This window comes from Brevibacillus halotolerans, assembly GCF_026891775.1.
Taxonomy (GTDB): Bacteria; Bacillota; Bacilli; order Brevibacillales; family Brevibacillaceae; genus Brevibacillus_B; species Brevibacillus_B halotolerans.
This window is the reverse complement of record NZ_JAPTNK010000004.1, coordinates 1-18539: the sequence shown is the minus strand read 5'-3', so window position 1 is coordinate 18539 and position 18539 is coordinate 1. Positions and strand designations below refer to the sequence as shown.

Below are 18539 nucleotides of genomic sequence, written 5' to 3'. Positions count from 1 at the left end.
AAAAGGATGGTGTATAGTATGAAATGGAACGGACGCAAGGTGCTTGCCCTTGTGCTAGCCGGTATGTTGACCAGCAGTCTTCTAACCGTGATTGCTGTGAAAACAGTTCCGTTAAGCTCTGCAACAAATGCGGTAGTGGCTGGCGGGAGCAACGGTCTTTTCTCTCTTGGTGGTGGACAAGGTTCGCCCAAAGACTTTGCTAAGCTACAGGAAGTATATAAAATAATCAAATCGCGTTACGTGCATGAGGTAGCTGATGACAAGCTCATGGAGGGAGCCATCAACGGCATGATCTCTGCGTTGGATGATCCGTATTCAGACTATATGGATCCTGAGGCAGCAGCGGAATTTAATGCATCTCTTAATTCTTCATTTGAAGGAATTGGGGCAGAAGTAACAATGAAGAATGGTAAGCTTACCATCGTATCACCGATAAAAACCTCCCCGGCGGAAAAAGCGGGGCTTCGTCCAAACGATCAGGTGCTTAGCGTTAATGGTGAATCTTTGGAAGGCTTAGATTTGCATAAAGCGGTAGGGAAAATTCGTGGTCCTAAAGGAACGAAGGCTACTCTGAAAATTTTGCGTACGGGAAATCCCGAACCGATTACTGTTGTGATTGTTCGAGATGATATTCCAATTGAGACTGTCCATAGCTCTATCCTAGAGAGTAACGGTAAGAAGATCGGGAAATTAGAAATGACCTCCTTCGCTAGTGCTACGGCTGACGATTTTAATAGAGAATTAGCCGAACTAGAGAAAAAAGGCATTCAAGGATTAATCATTGATGTTCGTGGTAACCCAGGCGGCTATCTAAAAGCAACGACTAGTATCAGCGAGGTTTTGATCCCTAACAAGGCTAAAATTGTTGAAATCTCTTATGGAAATAATAATGAACAGATAGAGACGTTTTATTCCAAAGCAGATAAGGGAAAACCGTATCCAATCACTGTTTTAATTGATGGAGGATCTGCTAGTGCCTCCGAAATTTTAGCAGGTGCCCTGTCCGAGAGTGCAGGTGCAAAATTGGTTGGCGAAAAAACGTTTGGTAAGGGTACCGTTCAGAACACAATGGAAATGAAGGATAAAAGCCAATTAAAGCTGACAATTGCTAAATGGTTAACACCTAAAGGGGAATGGATTCATAAAAAAGGAATCCAGCCTGATGAGGTTGTCACCCAGCCAGATTATTTTAAGGCAACACAGCTCCCGCATGATAAAGTATTATCACGCGATATGAATGGGATAGAAGTAAAGAACCTCCAATTAATTCTTGAAGGTCTGCAATTGAAGCCAGATCGTTTGGATGGCTATTATGATGCTTCTACTGAAGCCGCAGTGAAAAAATTCCAACAGGCTCATAAGCTTGAAGTGACGGGAAAAGTAGATCAAAAAACGGGTCTAGCGATGCAAAATGCTTTAATTAAAGTAATGAGAGATCCGAACAACGATCGCCAATTGCAACGTGCATTGGAGATCACTGCGCAGTCAAAGGCAAAATAATCCAAAGAAAAAAAGCAGGGAAACCTTTCTATTCTGTAGAAAGTAAGAACCACGAACAAAACGGTCGTGGTTCTTTTTTGTATTAAGGATAAATGGTTTGGACTGATAGTAAAAGTGCAATAAGTTTTGCCGGCACTAGAGGTTTGGCAACTGCCAAGCTCTTTTATATTTTTAGAGGGGGAGAGAAAATTGAGTGTGCTCTGGAACCTGATAAGCAACTATTTGTACGCATTGGTACATTTTCTGTTAAATCCGCTCCTATATGCGTTTCTCATACTGATTTACCTGCATTATCGCAAACAAATGCTATGGGAGCGTCAACTGTTTTCCGTACGAATCCATTCGCCATTAGCACAAACACTGCGTTCTGTTGGTCTGGGGATAGTGGGCGGTTTGTTCGTTAGCCTTGTAGCTGGGTTATTAGGTATCTTTATTCAGGTATCTGACATGTGGATTGCTTGGGCGATTGCTTTATTACTTGCCTTTGTAAGATTTCGCTTTCTATGTTTGGCCTATGGAACGGCTATTTTTACGGGCTTACATGGGCTTGCCAAACTATTTCCCATAGCCGAAGAGGTATCTGGCATCGCTAAAGTATGGGGGTGGTTTGCTCATGCTAATCCAGCACCGCTACTAGCTTTAGTCGCTCTATTACATATTGTAGAAGCATGGTTTATTAGAAGTCATGGAGACAGACATGCATCTCCGTTATTTGTAGAAGGAAAACGCGGAAGAGTTGTAGGTGCTTACCAGCTTCATTCCTTTTGGTTAACACCTGTCATTGTACTAACCCCTGTTACAGAAGGGGCATTGCAGGTACCAGCACTATTTCAGGGATGGCCGTTGTTTTCTCCGGATTGGTCGATGGCTACGCTTGGGATGTTGCTTTTACCAGCAATTACGGGTTTTTCTGCTATTACTAAAACAAAAACACCACAGGAAAAAGCGAGCTCTTTATCCAAGCATTTATTTCTGTATTCATTCATTTTGCTTGGAATAAGCTATGTAGCAGTCATTGTTCCTTCTCTTGTGTATGTAGCTGCCCTCTTTGCCTTTTTTGGGCACGAATGGTTGGGCTGGCTAAGCGCACGTCAAGAGGAGAAATTGCCTCCCTACTACGTTCCTACTGGTAAGGGCCTGAAGGTGCTGGCTGTACTCCCAGGGACGCCAGCCGATGTCATGGGGATTAGGAGCGGCGAGGTAATTGTTAAGGTAAATGGATACCCGATCTCGGTAAAGGAAGATTTATATCCGGCGTTACAAGCTAACCCAGCTTTCTGTAAAATGGAAGTTTTGACACTGGATCATGAAATAAAATTTACGCAGAGTGCGATCTATGCGGGACAGCATCATCAGCTTGGTATTATTGTGGTACCAGACGAACGGACAACGCATTTTGTGTCTATGCAAGAAATTGGTTTCCTTGGAGTAAGGAAGCATAAACCGAAAGGCGAGCATGAGCTGGGCATGTAGCAGGGAAAACCCCATTACCCGCGGAAAAAGCATGGAAACAAAAAAAGATGACCTCAAGCTTGTATGAGGTCATCTTTTTCGTTTGAGAAGAACGGTTTTGGACTGCTCTTCTTATCATTTATGCAGAGGGTTTATCTGTGCTACCTTCAGACTTTTCCTTGTCATCAGGAGTTTGGGAGTCGGGATTTTCACTTTCACCAGCACCCTCAGAACCATCGGTGCCGCCGCTCTCGCCCGTGCCTTCAGAACCACCGGTACCGCCGCTTTCGTCAGTACCTTCAGAACCGTCCGGCTCAGTAGGAGCTTCTTCCTCTTCTTCAGGCTTTACTACCTCAAGTCCAACGATATCTGTAGATTTAATCTTTTTACCGTCAGCTAGAACAAATTCTACCAAACCATTTTTCATGCTGACTGCCTGAATGATACCAGTTGACTCAGTTGAGGTTGGTTTGCCGTCCTCGCCTGTTCCTTGTTCTGTATACGTTACTTTATAACCAATCATATTGGCGTATTTTAGTGTTTGGTCAACACCAGTTTGAGACGTAAGAGATTCTAGGCCATGGATTTGCTGTTGGGAGATAATATCTTTACCTACAATAAACCAGATTCTGCCATCAACCATTTTTACTCCGTCAACGGTACCAGAAGCTGTTGTTACATAAATTTGACCGGAGTCATCCTTACGAGCCACTTCATAAGTAGCTTTTTTACCGATGATTTCCTCGTACTCTTTTACGTTTAACAGACTGCTATTTGACTCCTTCATAAGAAGCTCGATATTCGTCACTTTTTCTACCATGGTCATCATAGCGGTTTGCATCATAAATTGAGAGTTATCCATTGGTGACATCGGGTCTTGATTCTTTATCTGGGCAATCATTAGCTTCATAAAAGATTCGCTATCCAAGCCCGTTGAAAATTCTTTTGTATTAGCATAGCTATATTCTGCTTGTACGGAAGACTTTGTTTTCGGCGTTGTGTTTTGTGCTGTCGCTTTGGCTGCTGCTCTCGCTGCTCCCAGCGATTTTTGTATGCTGTTGGTCGGCATTCATTTTCCTCCCAAATGGGTAAAAATTATCAGACAGATAGACTTGCTATCTTTCTATATTATCGGTAAAATCACTTATATCGAATAGACAAACAAACGTTCGAGTTTTTGCTTACATTTTAAATGATTGTGCTATAATGAAGGATAGGATATAAAAAGGAGGATGAGGGGACCGTGGATCGTTTTGAGTTAGTTTCGGAGTATACGCCTTCGGGTGATCAGCCTATTGCAATTGCAGAGCTAGTGGAAGGAATAAAGGCGGGTAAACGCCATCAAACTCTGCTGGGTGCTACCGGAACAGGTAAAACCTTTACTGCTGCTCATATGATAGCTCAGGTGAACAAACCTACACTAGTCATGGCGCATAACAAGACCTTAGCTGCTCAGTTGGCAGCAGAATTTCGTGAATTTTTCCCGAATAACGCGGTAGAATACTTCGTTAGTTACTACGATTACTATCAACCGGAAGCCTACATTCCTCATTCGGATACTTATATTGAAAAGGATTCAAGCGTTAATGATGAGATTGATAAATTGCGTCACTCAGCAACTAGCGCGTTATTAGAGAGACGAGATGTCATCATTGTCGCATCCGTTTCTTGCATATACGGTTTGGGTTCCCCGATTGAATATAGAGAGATGGTGCTTTCCCTGCGTACGGGCATGGAAAAAAGCAGAGATGAGGTTTTGCATCGCCTCGTTGATATTCAATATGACCGCAATGATATTAACTTTACTCGTGGGACGTTTCGTGTTCGAGGAGACGTACTGGAAATATTCCCGGCGTCGCGCAGTGAACAGGCAATACGAGTAGAGTTTTTTGGTGATGAGATTGAGCGCATCACAGAGATTGATGTATTAACTGGGGAGATTCTGGGAAGTAGGGACCACGTAGCGATTTTTCCTGCGTCTCACTTCGTTACCCGTGAAGAAAAAATGAAGAAAGCTGTTGAAAATATTGAACAGGAGCTAGAACTAAGGCTGTTAGAATTGCAAGCAGCAGGCAAGTTGTTGGAAGCGCAACGGCTAGAACAGCGTACGAGATACGATATAGAGATGATGCTGGAAATGGGCTTTTGCTCAGGAATTGAGAACTACTCCCGTCATTTGACTGGATTACCAGAGGGACATCCTCCATACACGTTGCTTGATTATTTTCCGGATGATTTTTTAATGGTGATAGACGAGTCTCACATGACCCTCCCACAAATTCGCGGGATGTACAATGGAGATAGAGCCCGCAAGGATGTACTGGTGGAGCATGGCTTCCGCTTACCGTCCGCCCGCGATAACCGTCCGCTTAAGTTTGAGGAGTTTGAAAAGAAAGTAAAGCAAGCTGTCTATATTTCAGCCACACCAGGAGTATATGAACTGGAGCATACGCCTAAAATGGCAGAGCAGGTCATTCGTCCAACAGGTTTAGTGGATCCAACAATCACCGTTCGTCCAATAAAAGGACAAATTGATGATTTAATCGGGGAAATTCAGGCAACCATTGCTAAAGACGAACGTGTTTTAGTAACGACTCTTACCAAGAAGATGTCAGAAGACCTAACCGATTATCTGAAGGAGATAGGCATTAAAGTACGTTATCTGCACTCTGATATTAAGACTATAGAGCGCATGCAGATTTTACGTGCCCTGCGTTTGGGCGAATTTGATGTTTTGGTCGGGATTAACTTGTTGCGGGAAGGGCTGGATTTACCGGAAGTATCTTTAGTTGCCATTTTAGACGCAGATAAAGAAGGCTTCCTGCGCAATGAGCGGTCATTAATCCAAACCATCGGACGTGCTGCGAGGAATGCAGAGGGTCGCGTAATTATGTACGCTGACAAAATGACTGATTCCATGTCGAAAGCCATACAAGAAACGGAACGGCGCCGTAGTATCCAGCTTGCTTACAATGAAAAGCATGGCATCACACCACAAACGATTCAAAAAGCCATTCGCGGAGTTATTGAAGCAACAAAAGTGGCAGAGGAGAAAGCTGATTACCTACCACACTTAGATGTAAAGAAGATGCCGAAAAAAGATCGCATAGTAGTCATCGAGCGAATGGAAGAGGAAATGAAGGAAGCCGCACGCAATCTCATGTTCGAACGTGCAGCAGAGCTTCGTGATTTGATATTGGAGTTGAAAGCTGACTTGTAGGGAGTGAAATACATGCCATTAGATCGAATCGTGGTGAAGGGTGCACGCGCTCATAATTTAAAAAACATAGATGTCGTCATCCCACGAGATAAATTTGTTGTTTTAACGGGACTATCCGGTTCAGGAAAATCGTCTCTTGCTTTTGATACGATCTATGCGGAAGGACAGCGTCGTTATGTAGAGTCGCTATCTGCCTATGCTCGTCAATTTCTTGGACAAATGGATAAGCCTGATGTAGATTCCATTGATGGTCTCTCTCCAGCTATTTCGATTGATCAGAAGACCACGAGTCGCAATCCACGTTCTACCGTAGGAACCGTGACAGAAATCTATGATTATTTGCGTCTGTTATATGCACGTATTGGAAGACCTGTTTGCCCAACTCATGGGATAGAAATTAGTTCCCAAACGATCGAACAAATGGTAGATCGTATTATGGAATTTCCGGAACGTACCCGTATGCAAATTCTGGCTCCACTAGTCCAGGGACGTAAAGGAGAACACGTCAAGCTGTTAGAAGATATTCGTAAACAAGGGTATGTTCGGGTTCGGGTTGATGGTGAAGTCCGGGATTTATCTGAGGAGATTCGTCTGGAAAAAAACAAAAAGCATAGCATTGAAGTTGTCATTGACCGGATTGTTGTCAAACCTGATTCTCAGACGCGCATTGCTGATTCCTTAGAAACAGCGTTGCGTTTAGCAGATGGTAAGGTAATTGTCGATGTGATTGATCAGGAAGAGCTGCTATTTAGCGAGAAGCATGCTTGTCCGCTCTGTGGATTCTCGATTGGCGAGTTAGAGCCAAGAATCTTCTCATTTAACAGTCCGTACGGAGCCTGCTCAGAGTGTGACGGATTGGGAGTGAGGATGGAGGTTGACCCGGACCTGGTTGTTCCAGATTCCGCTAAGACATTATCAGAGGGGGCTATAGCAGCCTGGGAGCCAAAGTCTTCTACCTACTACCCTCAACTATTAGAATCAGCTTGCCGCCATTTTAGCATTCCTACAGATGTGCCGGTGGAAGAGCTAGATGATGAGCAATTGCAAATCGTTTTATATGGCAGCAAAGGGGAAAAAATTCAATTCCGTTATGAGAATGAATTTGGTCAAGTACGTGAGGCTACAGTGGCATTTGAAGGTGTAATCCCGAATCTGCAAAGACGCCACCTAGAAACCAGCTCTGATTATATACGTGAACAAATTGAAGGCTTCATGGGGCAAAAAGCCTGCCCGGTTTGTAAAGGCCAGCGTTTGCGTCAAGAGAGCCTTGCTGTTTTGATCGGCAAACGTAATATTTCAGAGCTAACCAGTCTATCTATTGTGGATGCCCATCAATTTTTTGATCAGGTTGAATTAAGTGAGAAAGAGATAAAGATCGCTCATATGATTTTAAAGGAGATCAAAGCAAGATTGAATTTCCTTATTGATGTGGGGCTTGATTACCTAACATTAAGCCGAGCGGCAGGTACATTATCAGGTGGAGAAGCGCAACGCATTCGATTAGCTACACAGATTGGCTCTAGTCTAATGGGAGTCTTATATATTTTGGACGAGCCAAGCATTGGTCTACATCAGCGTGATAATGCTCGCTTGATTAAGACACTGGAGCATATGACAAGCTTAGGAAATACACTGATCGTGGTAGAGCATGACGAGGATACGATGCTAGCCTGCGATTACATTATCGACATTGGTCCTGGAGCAGGGATTCACGGTGGACAGATAGTGGCGGAAGGAACTCCACAAGAAGTAATGGAAAATCCTAACTCTCTGACAGGAGCTTATTTAAGCGGGCGTAAATTCATCCCTGTACCTCTTGAAAGACGTAAGCCTGCTCAAAATGGTGAAGCCTGCGATAAATGGATAGTGATTGAAGGGGCAAAAGAAAACAACCTAAAAAATGTGAATGTCAAGATTCCATTAGGCGTATTCGTTGCTGTAACGGGTGTCTCTGGTTCCGGAAAAAGTACTCTCATTAACGAAATCCTACACAAGGCATTGGCGCGTGAATTAAATCGGGCAAAGGCTAAGCCTGGAGAATTTAAACGAATGAATGGCTTGGAGCATTTGGACAAGGTAGTTGATATTGATCAATCGCCAATTGGACGTACACCTCGTTCCAACCCAGCTACGTATACGGGCGTGTTTGATGATATTCGTGACCTGTTTGCCTCCACAAATGAAGCAAAAGTGCGTGGATACAAGAAAGGGCGTTTTAGCTTTAACGTAAAAGGCGGGCGTTGTGAAGCTTGCACAGGAGACGGTATTATTAAGATTGAGATGCATTTTTTACCGGACGTGTACGTACCCTGCGAGATTTGTAATGGAAAACGCTACAATCGTGAGACCTTAGAGGTTAAATATAAAGGCAAAAGCATTTCTGATATTTTGGAAACAACAGTGGAAGATGCAGTTGAGTTTTTCAAAAATGTACCGAAAATCCAAAGAAAAATTCAAACGCTGCTTGATGTTGGTTTAGGCTATATGAAGTTAGGACAACCGGCCACTACTTTATCAGGCGGAGAAGCCCAACGCGTGAAATTAGCTTCGGAATTACATCGCCGCAGTACGGGGCGCACTATATACATCCTAGATGAACCGACTACAGGATTGCATACCTATGACATTGACCGCTTGCTAAAAGTCTTGCAACGATTAGTAGAAAATGGCGATACGGTTTTGGTTATTGAACATAATCTGGATGTTATTAAGACAGCAGACCATATAATCGACCTTGGGCCAGAAGGCGGAACACGGGGAGGCAGTATTGTAGCTACGGGCACTCCAGAAGAGGTTGCCAAGGTTAAGGGATCGTATACAGGAGAGTTTTTGGGACCTATCCTTGAGCGTGATCGCAAGCGTACGCAAGAACGGATTCAAGAGCTAGTTAATCAAACCTAAGGTAAAAGCTTTACAGTACAACACTAAAAAGGCATCCTAGTTAACCGGGGTGTCTTTTCTTTTACATAAGTATGATAGTTGCAAGCCAATTCATCTAGACGGTTGTTTGCACAAGATGGGTTCGTTACAATAGGGGTAAGAAATAACGGAAAACAGCGATCTCGGCTGGGAAAGTGGTGTTTGATACAAATGGTAAATGTCAGTCATCTTGTCGAACATTTTCAACTGAAAATAGTAAGTGGCGAACAGGGATTAAGTCGCCCGATCAGCGTTACTGATTTAAGTCGGCCTGGATTACAGCTAGCGGGATATAAATCCCATTATCCTGGAGAACGCATCCAAATTCTCGGAATGACTGAAATGGAATTTTTACATACATTGCCTAATGAAACCATAGTGGATAGACTCAGCTTTTTAATGAGTGAGGAGACACCTTGCTTATGTGTAGCGCGTAATTTGGAATTGCCACAAGAAGTGCTGGACGTATCTAACAGCAGAGGGGTGCCGGTCATTCAATCTCCTTTACCAACGACCAGCTTGGTTAGTAAGCTGACAAATTATCTGGAGGATCGTCTCGCGCCAACAGCTACGATTCATGGGGTTCTTACGGATGTATACGGAGTGGGTGTCTTTATCCTTGGTGCTAGTGGAATCGGGAAGAGTGAGACAGCGCTGGAACTAGTAAAGCGTGGTCATCGTCTTGTAGCCGATGACGCTGTAGAAATTCGTCAAACCCAAGAAGGTCACTTAACAGGGATGGCTCCTGATTTAATTCAACATTTATTAGAAATACGCGGAGTAGGTATTATCAATGTAATGACGATGTTTGGTGCAGGAGCTGTACGTAATACGAAAAACATTGATATGGTCGTGAAGCTAGAGCTGTGGGATCAGCATAAGCACTACGAGCGTTTGGGACTAGATGAAGAAAAAATGAAAGTAATGGATACTGATGTGCCAGTCATTACTGTCCCTGTTCGTCCGGGGCGAAATTTAGCCGTAATTATCGAGGTAGCAGCTATGAACTACCGCCTAAAACGCATGGGCTACAATGCTGCTGTACATTTCTCCAAGCGTTTGACAGATACAATTGAAGATCATGATTCATTTATCTAAGATGATGCGATCCCTATAGGGAGAGGTAAAGGAGCAATCTGACGCATATGCGTAACACCAAACGATATCCCGTAGCGGGAGGAGTCAATCCGCTTTGGCATATGTATAAAACCGTGAGTTTTTGGAAGGTTTGTAGAAACTTTGTTGTTATCCAGCTGGCGCGTTATTGTCCGTTTGTGTTTGTGAAGAATTGGATGTATCGTACCTTTCTGGGAATCAAGGTAGGCGATCAATCTGCTGTAGCATTGATGGTTATGATGGATATTATGTATCCTGAACTTATTACGATTGGACGAAATTGCGTAATTGGCTATAATACTACTATTTTAGCCCATGAATATTTAGTGGACGAGTATCGCCTTGGGGAAGTTATGATTGGCGATCGTGTTTTAATTGGGGCCAATACCACGATTTTGCCTGGAGTAGCCATTGGTGATAATGCCGTGGTTGCAGCAGGCAGTGTTGTTCATCGCGATGTACCAGCAGGAGCATTTGTGGGTGGAAATCCGTTACAAACCATTCGACAGTAAAGTAGAGCTAGAGAACCTTTGTCTCGTCAGGAGACAAAGGTTTTTTTGTGGGAAAATAAAGCTCCTGAAGGGGATAGTGCCAAAAAAATTTTGCTACTAGGTTAAGTAGGTAAACACATGATCCACGGACATGCTGTCGTAAAAAGGTGTTGACCTCTTCGATATTTAGTAGTATATTTTCTACTAATTCATTCGCTTTAGTTTATTAGCAGAGTAAAGCGTCTAGAGGAGTAGGAGGGAACGAGGATGGCTACACCCTTGGTTTTTGAAAAGCCTTTAGGCATGCGAGATATATTGCCTGAGGTATTACAAAAGCAACGTATAATTGAACGAATTTTGCGTCAATGTATATCGAGGTGGGGGTATGACGAAATTGCCACACCTGCGCTAGAGTACTTTGAAACGGTGGGGGTAGCAAGTGCGACTCTGACCGACCATATGTTCAAGCTGTTAGATAAACAGGGGCATACTGTCATTTTACGTCCCGAGGTAACAGCGCCTATAGCCCGTGTTGTCTCTTCCTTGTATAAGCACGTACCTTATCCTATCCGATTATTTTATCAAGCGAATGTATTTCGTGCGCAAGAGAAAGAAGCTGGTCGTCCTGCTGAATTTTATCAGACGGGAGTAGAGCTTATCGGGGATGCTAGTGTAGATGCGGATGCTGAAGTAATTGCTTTAGCGATTTCATGCTTGCAGGATGCTGGAGTATCTGCCTTTAAACTAACAATTGGTCATGTAGACGTGGTAACAGGCTTGTTAGAAGAAATCATAGGTGATCAGCAGGAGAGACAAAGCTTAGAGAAATGCCTTCAGCATAGAGATTATGTAGGGTATCGTCAACTCGTGAGTAGTCTATCTGTCACAGAGAAAGAAAAAGAGAAGCTGCTTTTCTTGCTTCAATTGCGTGGCGGTAAAGAGACCGTTAGGGAAGGCATGCAGCTCTTGCAAAATTCAAAAGCGGTGGAAGCTATGCAAACCATCTCAACATTGTGGGATGCGTTGGAGGCTTATGGTGTAGAGGAGCATATCCAATTAGACTTAACGCTCATTGGACGATTTGATTATTATACAGGCATTGTTTTTGAAGGATATGCAGCAGAACTGGGTTCGTCCTTGTTAAGCGGCGGCCGATATGATCGGTTGTTAGAGCAATTTGGTCGTCCAGCAGCAGCCACAGGGTTTGCACTCGAAGTTGATTGTTTATTACAGGTAGCAAATATAGAAGCCCCATTTTCTAAAAAACGATATGTCGTTTTATATAAGCAGCACCAACGAGCAGAAGCACTTCGCTATGCACAGAAAAAACGTGATCAACAAAATGTCGTTATTACAGCAAGATGGTCAGCAGAGGCAGAGCATGCTTTTAGAAATTGCAAACACAATCATGTTGTTATCTGGGGAGGCGAGGGACCGTGAAGGAAACGGAATCATTGCAAAAGCTAACGATAGCGATGCCAAAGGGGCGCATATTTGAAGAGTCACTAGTCTTTTTACAAGAATCAGGCATCGTGGTTGGTGAAAATTTGAAAGATTCCCGCAAATTAATTATTCCTGTTCCGCATTTTCAGATGGAATTTATTTTGGCAAAGCCAACTGACGTACCGACTTATGTGGAGTATGGCGTAGCAGATGTTGGTGTGGTAGGCAAAGATGTTTTATTGGAAGAAAACAGGGATGTCTATGAATTACTTGATCTTGAAATTGGCAGATGTCGCATGGTGGTTGCTGGTTTAGCCGAGTATCAGCCAACTGTTCAGCCTAGAGTAGCTACCAAATATCCTACGATTGCATCGCGTTATTTTCGAGAACAAGGTCAGCAGGTCGAGATCATTAAGCTAAATGGTTCTGTCGAATTAGCTCCATTGATCGGGCTTGCAGAACGGATTGTTGATATTGTCTCCACAGGGCAGACGTTACGAGAGAATGGTCTGATAGAGATGGAACATATTTGTGATATAACTACAAGGCTTATTGCCAATCGCTCCAGTTATCGAATGAAAAGTAAGGCTGTAGAAAGCGTTGCCCAAAAATTTATACAGGCCATTCCAAAAGCAGGCGTACTCAGATGAATAGGAGGTACTAGACAGCATGCTAAGGATTACAAATGCACACAAGCTTAGTATTGCCCGCAGTATTGACCGTGGCACTACAGAACAGCAATGTGTTGTCCGGGAGATTTTAGCAGCGGTTAAAGAGAGTGGCGATAAAGCAGTTCGTGCCTTTACCCAAAAATATGATGGGGTAACCATCGAAAAGATTCGCGTAACAGAAGAAGAATTCCTAGCTGCCAAGGCTCACGTTCCTATTGAGGTACGGAGCGCTTTGCAAGAAGCGGCCGACAATATTCGTGCATACCATCAGCATCAGGCGCGTACATCCTGGTTTATGACAAGAGAGTCTGGAACTATGTTGGGCCAAATGATTCGGCCTCTACAAAGCGTGGGGCTTTATGTTCCAGGCGGCTCCGCTTCCTATCCCTCCTCTGTTCTCATGAATGCTATTCCAGCACAAGTCGCAGGGGTGGAAAAAATTGTGATGGTCACACCGCCAGATCGAGAAGGGAGGATTGCTCCAGCTGTTATAGTTGCTGCTGAAATTGCTGGTGTGACGGAGATTTATAAGGTAGGTGGAGCCCAAGCAATTGGCGCACTTACGTATGGAACGCAAACGATTCCTGCTGTAGATAAAATTGTTGGTCCGGGCAATATCTATGTCGCGCTAGCCAAACGTGAGGTGTTTGGAATAGTCAGCATTGATATGATAGCAGGTCCTAGTGAAATCGTAGTGTTAGCAGATGAAACAGCTTCGCCCAGCTACATTGCTGCCGACCTCCTATCTCAAGCGGAACACGATCCGCTGGCGTCAGCTATCTTACTTACGACCTCACAAAAAGTAGCTGAGGAAGTAGCTTTTGAATTAGAACGGCAAATCATGAACCTGCCAAGAAAAAAGATTGCAGAAGCTTCTCTGCGCTCTCATGGAGCTATCTGTGTTGTGGCTAACTTGGAAGAAGGCTTTGCAGTGGTTAATCGTTTAGCCCCTGAGCATTTAGAGCTACTTGTAGAAGATGCCCACAGTCATTTAGGAAAAATTAAAAATGCTGGAGCTGTGTTTTTAGGCCCATACAGCTCTGAGCCTGTAGGCGATTATTTTGCCGGACCGAATCATGTTTTACCGACAAACGGAACAGCACGGTTTTCTTCTCCTTTGTCGGTTGACGATTTTATTAAAAAAATGAGTGTTATTTCATATAGTAAGGCTGATCTTGTTGAACATGGAGAAAAAATTATGAGACTGGCGGAAACAGAGGGGCTAACGGCTCATGCCAAAGCCATTCAAGTCAGACTGGCTAGTGTTAGCGATAAATCCTGATAAATATGATGACAGACTGTTGTCAAACTAGCTGAAAGGAAGAAAGCGATGGAACAGGCTATGAGTAGAACAGCGACTATAAAGCGTAAAACCAATGAGACAAACGTGGCTTTGCAGTTTACAGTGGATGGAAATGGAGAGAGCAAGCTGAATACAGGTGTCCCTTTTTTGTCGCATATGCTTGATTTATTTACACGCCATGGCCATTTTCAATTACAAGTGGAAGCAGAAGGGGACATTGAGATCGACTATCATCATACGGTTGAGGATATCGGGATATGTTTAGGTCAGGCCGTACGTGAGGCATTAGGTGATAAAACGGGGATTAAGCGCTATGGGAATGCATTTGTCCCGATGGACGATGCGTTGGCCCAGGTGGTGATTGATATAAGTAATCGGCCTCATTTGGAATACCGAGCTACTTTCCCTTCATGTCAGGTTGGACAATTTCCTACCGAGCTGGTGCATGAATTCTTATGGAAATTTGCTTTAGAATCACGGATGAACGTTCATGTCATTTTGCATTATGGTCAAAATACCCATCATATGATTGAAGGAATATTTAAAGCATTTGGACGCGCGCTTGATGAAGCTACCCAACTCGATCCACGAGTAAAAGGAGTCCCCTCTACGAAAGGAATGCTATAGAAATATGATTGGAATTATCGACTATGGGATGGGAAATTTGTTTAGTTTACGCAAAGCATTGGAACGTTTAGGGGCGGCACATGAGATTGTTAGTCAACCAGAGCAGTTAAATAGCTATAGCGGTTTATTGCTGCCGGGTGTGGGTGCCTTTGGCGATGCCATGAGATATATCCGAACAATTGGCTTAGATCAAGCGATCCGGGAATATGTACAGACAGATCGTCCGCTGTTGGGGATATGCTTAGGAATGCAGCTTTTATTTAGCGAAAGTGAAGAGCATGGGGTGCATAAGGGTTTGGGTTTGCTCCCGGGGCGAGCTGTGCGCTTTCAGGGAGATTTTAAAATTCCTCATATGGGCTGGAATGAACTTACGCTAAGAAATCGAGAGCATCCTTTAGTAAAAGGAGTAGTAGATGGAGAATATGCATACTTTGTGCATTCTTATTATGTACAGGTACAAAACTTGGCTCATTTGCTTGCAACCACGGATTACGATCATGATGTAGCGGCGATCGTCTCGTCTGGAAAAGTTACCGGCATGCAGTTTCATCCAGAGAAAAGCGGGTCAACAGGCATGACCTTATTAGCTAATTTTGTACAGCAATGCAAGGAGGGGCTGGTATGACATTCACTATCTATCCTGCTATTGATATACGTGGAGGGAAGTGCGTCCGCTTATATCAAGGGGATTTCAATCAAGAAACAGTATATGGGGAGTCACCTTATGATGTAGCACAAATGTGGTCGGAATCGGGAGCAGCTTGGTTGCATGTGGTCGATTTGGATGGAGCAAAAGAAGGAACCCCTGTACATTTTGAACTGATTGGTGAAATGGCTAAGTCGATATCTGTCCCCATTCAAGTCGGGGGTGGCATTCGTACTTTACACGATATCGAAGCATATATGGAGTGTGGGATCGCAAGAATTATCTTAGGGACAGCGGCTTTAGAGGATCGTAGCTTTACAATAGAGGCATTACGTCGTTACGGTTCGCGTATCGCCATTGGATTGGATTGCCGAAATGGCTACGTTGCGACCAGAGGATGGCTATCCACAACCCAAGTGCAGGCAACAGAAATAGCTAAACATTTGGCAGAGCTCGGAGCCGAATTATTTATTTATACAGATATCGGGAGGGATGGAACACTTACAGGACCTAATATAGAAGAGATTGTTCACATAGGAATGGCTACTAGCAAAAAAGTCATTGCTTCAGGAGGAGTTGGCCATATGAATGACTTACTTTCTTTAGTCAATCAAATAGAGTGTGGCGTAGAGGGTGCTATTGTTGGCAAGGCACTTTACACGAAAGCTATTTCCCTTTCCGAAGCCTTAGATAAAGTAAGGGAGGCGGCTACACAAATATGTTAACCAAGCGCATTATTCCTTGTTTGGATGTTAAAGAGGGCCGGGTAGTAAAAGGGGTTCAGTTTGTAGGCCTACGAGATGCAGGTGATCCGGTTGAACTCGCGAAAAAATACTGCCGGGAGGGTGCTGATGAGCTGGTGTTTTTGGATATTTCAGCCTCTCATGAAGGACGAAAAATAATGATAGATGTTATAGAAAGGACTGCCGCCCATATAACGATTCCTTTTACAGTGGGAGGCGGTATTCATTCTATTGAAGATATGAAACGAATTTTGCGAGCTGGCGCGGACAAGATATCGCTTAATACAGCCGCAGTATTACATCCCCAGCTGATTCAAGAAGGAGCCGCTTTTTTTGGAAGTCAATGTATAGTCGTTGCGATTGATGCGAAGCAAACGGATTCTGGCAGGTGGGAAGTATTTACACATGGTGGTCGAAAGGCTACGGGTTTAGATGTGCTGGAGTGGGCTAAGGAAGCGGAGAAGCTAGGCGCTGGTGAGCTTTTGCTTACCTCCATGGACGATGATGGTGAGAAGTCGGGTTTTGGACTCGAATTAACCAGTGTAGTCTCCACTTCGGTAGGAATTCCGGTGATTGCGTCTGGTGGTGCTGGACGTGTAGAACATTTTTTGGATGTACTGACAGTGGGAATGGCAGATGCAGCACTGGCAGCTTCTATCTTTCATTATGAGGAAACGTCTATTCCCACAGTGAAGCATTTTTTAACAACTAAGGGGGTGCCTGTACGATATGAGAGAGAACCGAATCATAGAGCAGCTGAGATTTGATGATCAAGGTTTGTTGCCTGTGATTATTCAGCATGCTTTGACAAAAGAAGTTCTTACATTGGCATATATGAATAAGGAAGCGCTGGAAAAGACCTATGAAACAAACGAAACATGGCTCTGGAGTCGTTCTAGACAAGAATTATGGAATAAAGGGGCGACATCAGGGAATCGCCAAAAGCTTATTTCTATTTCCGCAGACTGTGATGGAGACGCTTTGTTGTTAAAGGTTTTACCTGCTGGTCCGGCTTGTCATACCGGGAGCTATTCCTGTTTTTCACGAGAGGACGAAGCAAGTGAGATTGCTGAGGGCAGCAGTGAAAATAACCATTTCTTCATTCTTAAAGAGCTAGAAGCGTTAATTGCTACTCGTCAAAAGGAAATGCCTGTGGGAGCCTACACTACGTATCTTTTTGAAAAAGGAATAGATAAAATTTTGAAAAAAGTAGGGGAAGAAGCAGCAGAAGTTTTACTAGCAGCAAAAAATCGTAATCAAGATGAATTACGTTATGAAATGGCTGACCTGTTTTATCATCTTCTTGTGTTATTACGTGAGCAAAACCTACCGCTCGAACAGGTATTATTAGAATTACAGAATCGACAAAATAAAAATAGATAAGAAATTTATGTTGGAATGGAAAGCGGTAAATATGATAAAAGAGTAGAGAAGCATATAATCTAGTGAAGAAAAATACGCTAGATTATATGTTTTTTACTAGGTTTTTTAAGAGATTTCATGTATAGTTAGATGTCTGCAATAGTAGATTCAACAATGTTTTACGAGAAAAAAGATATTTTTTATAAAAACTATTGACTTTAAATATGTAAATATGATAGATTAATACATGTCGCCAGGGAACATTGCACTGGCAACAACAAACGAGGTCGAAAGGCTTCGAAATAAGTCGAAAAAAATGCTTGACTCGCTCTGATAGAGATGATATACTAGCAAATGTTCGACAAAATATGATCTTTGAAAACTGAACAGTAAAATGTTTGATAGAAACACTAGCCAAGCAAGTTTTGAAGCTTTGATCAAGAACTACTTTAATGGAGAGTTTGATCCTGGCTCAGGACGAACGCTGGCGGCGTGCCTAATACATGCAAGTCGAGCGAGGGTTTTCGGACCCTAGCGGCGGACGGGTGAGTAACACGTAGGCAACCTGCCTGTAAGACTGGGATAACATAGGGAAACTTATGCTAATACCGGATAGAGTTTTGCTTCGCATGAAGCGAAACGGAAAGATGGCGCAAGCTATCACTTGCAGATGGGCCTGCGGCGCATTAGCTAGTTGGTGAGGTAAAGGCTCACCAAGGCGACGATGCGTAGCCGACCTGAGAGGGTGACCGGCCACACTGGGACTGAGACACGGCCCAGACTCCTACGGGAGGCAGCAGTAGGGAATTTTCCACAATGGACGAAAGTCTGATGGAGCAACGCCGCGTGAACGATGAAGGCTTTCGGGTCGTAAAGTTCTGTTGTTAGGGAAGAAACAGTGCCATTTAAATAAGGTGGCACCTTGACGGTACCTAACGAGAAAGCCACGGCTAACTACGTGCCAGCAGCCGCGGTAATACGTAGGTGGCAAGCGTTGTCCGGAATTATTGGGCGTAAAGCGCGCGCAGGTGGCTATGTAAGTCTGA

Annotated in this window: 15 protein-coding genes and 1 rRNA gene; 15 read left to right on the top strand and 1 reads right to left on the bottom strand. The window is 43.7% G+C overall.

Annotated elements, in window-relative coordinates:
* Positions 1–18 precede the first annotated feature (18 nt).
* Together O0550_RS07205 and O0550_RS07200 are read left to right on the top strand one after the other, a co-directional pair.
* Positions 19–1500, top strand: coding sequence for a S41 family peptidase (locus O0550_RS07205; protein WP_003344475.1), 1482 nt, complete (start codon positions 19–21; stop codon positions 1498–1500).
* A gap of 189 nt (positions 1501–1689) precedes the next feature.
* Positions 1690–2973, top strand: a complete 1284-nt coding sequence (locus O0550_RS07200) for a PDZ domain-containing protein (RefSeq protein WP_258425945.1) — start codon at positions 1690–1692, stop codon at positions 2971–2973.
* A gap of 118 nt (positions 2974–3091) precedes the next feature.
* Here the strand turns inward: O0550_RS07200 and O0550_RS07195 are convergent, their stop codons facing one another.
* Positions 3092–4021 (bottom strand): flagellar hook assembly protein FlgD, encoded by a 930-nt coding sequence (locus O0550_RS07195; RefSeq protein ID WP_258425944.1) that lies wholly within the window; start codon positions 4019–4021, stop codon positions 3092–3094.
* A gap of 174 nt (positions 4022–4195) precedes the next feature.
* Here O0550_RS07195 and uvrB point away from each other — a divergent pair, with 174 nt between their 5' ends.
* The 13 genes from uvrB to O0550_RS07130 all read left to right on the top strand — a co-directional run.
* Positions 4196–6172, top strand: coding sequence for an excinuclease ABC subunit UvrB (gene uvrB, locus O0550_RS07190; protein ID WP_258425943.1), 1977 nt, complete (start codon positions 4196–4198; stop codon positions 6170–6172).
* Positions 6173–6184: 12 nt separating this feature from the next.
* Positions 6185–9073: an excinuclease ABC subunit UvrA gene (uvrA, locus tag O0550_RS07185; RefSeq protein ID WP_003334358.1), complete on the top strand. Its 2889-nt coding sequence runs from the start codon at positions 6185–6187 to the stop codon at positions 9071–9073.
* 189 nt (positions 9074–9262) lie between these two features.
* Positions 9263–10189 carry an HPr(Ser) kinase/phosphatase gene (gene hprK, locus O0550_RS07180; RefSeq protein WP_003334359.1) on the top strand — a complete coding sequence of 309 codons (927 nt, stop codon included), beginning with the start codon at positions 9263–9265 and terminating at the stop codon, positions 10187–10189.
* 47 nt (positions 10190–10236) lie between these two features.
* Positions 10237–10719, top strand: coding sequence for an acyltransferase (locus O0550_RS07175; protein ID WP_022586206.1), 483 nt, complete (start codon positions 10237–10239; stop codon positions 10717–10719).
* A gap of 246 nt (positions 10720–10965) precedes the next feature.
* The gene (locus tag O0550_RS07170) at positions 10966–12138 is read left to right on the top strand and encodes an ATP phosphoribosyltransferase regulatory subunit (protein WP_258425942.1); all 1173 of its coding nucleotides are present in this window, start codon (positions 10966–10968) and stop codon (positions 12136–12138) included.
* A 35-nt stretch (positions 12139–12173) separates the two neighbouring features.
* On the top strand, positions 12174–12791 hold the full coding sequence (hisG, locus tag O0550_RS07165) for an ATP phosphoribosyltransferase (RefSeq protein WP_050816534.1): 618 nt from the start codon (positions 12174–12176) through the stop codon (positions 12789–12791).
* Between the two features lie 19 nt (positions 12792–12810).
* A complete protein-coding gene (hisD, locus tag O0550_RS07160) occupies positions 12811–14094 on the top strand; it encodes a histidinol dehydrogenase (protein WP_096886513.1) in 1284 nt (427 codons plus the stop codon).
* A gap of 48 nt (positions 14095–14142) precedes the next feature.
* Complete coding sequence (gene hisB, locus O0550_RS07155) at positions 14143–14742, top strand: imidazoleglycerol-phosphate dehydratase HisB (RefSeq protein ID WP_022586210.1); 600 nt, start codon at positions 14143–14145, stop codon at positions 14740–14742.
* A 4-nt stretch (positions 14743–14746) separates the two neighbouring features.
* Entirely contained in the window at positions 14747–15367 is a 621-nt protein-coding gene (gene hisH, locus O0550_RS07150; protein ID WP_258425941.1) for an imidazole glycerol phosphate synthase subunit HisH, read from the top strand.
* Entirely contained in the window at positions 15364–16113 is a 750-nt protein-coding gene (gene hisA, locus O0550_RS07145; protein ID WP_258425940.1) for a 1-(5-phosphoribosyl)-5-[(5-phosphoribosylamino)methylideneamino]imidazole-4-carboxamide isomerase, read from the top strand. The genes hisH and hisA overlap by 4 nt, the downstream gene beginning before the upstream one ends.
* Entirely contained in the window at positions 16107–16898 is a 792-nt protein-coding gene (hisF, locus tag O0550_RS07140) for an imidazole glycerol phosphate synthase subunit HisF (RefSeq protein WP_258425939.1), read from the top strand. Before hisA ends, hisF begins: the two co-directional genes overlap by 7 nt.
* Positions 16861–17514 carry a bifunctional phosphoribosyl-AMP cyclohydrolase/phosphoribosyl-ATP diphosphatase HisIE gene (gene hisIE, locus O0550_RS07135; RefSeq protein ID WP_035318965.1) on the top strand — a complete coding sequence of 218 codons (654 nt, stop codon included), beginning with the start codon at positions 16861–16863 and terminating at the stop codon, positions 17512–17514. Before hisF ends, hisIE begins: the two co-directional genes overlap by 38 nt.
* Positions 17515–17942: 428 nt before the next feature.
* Positions 17943–18539 (top strand): 16S ribosomal RNA (locus tag O0550_RS07130); the annotation flags it as partial.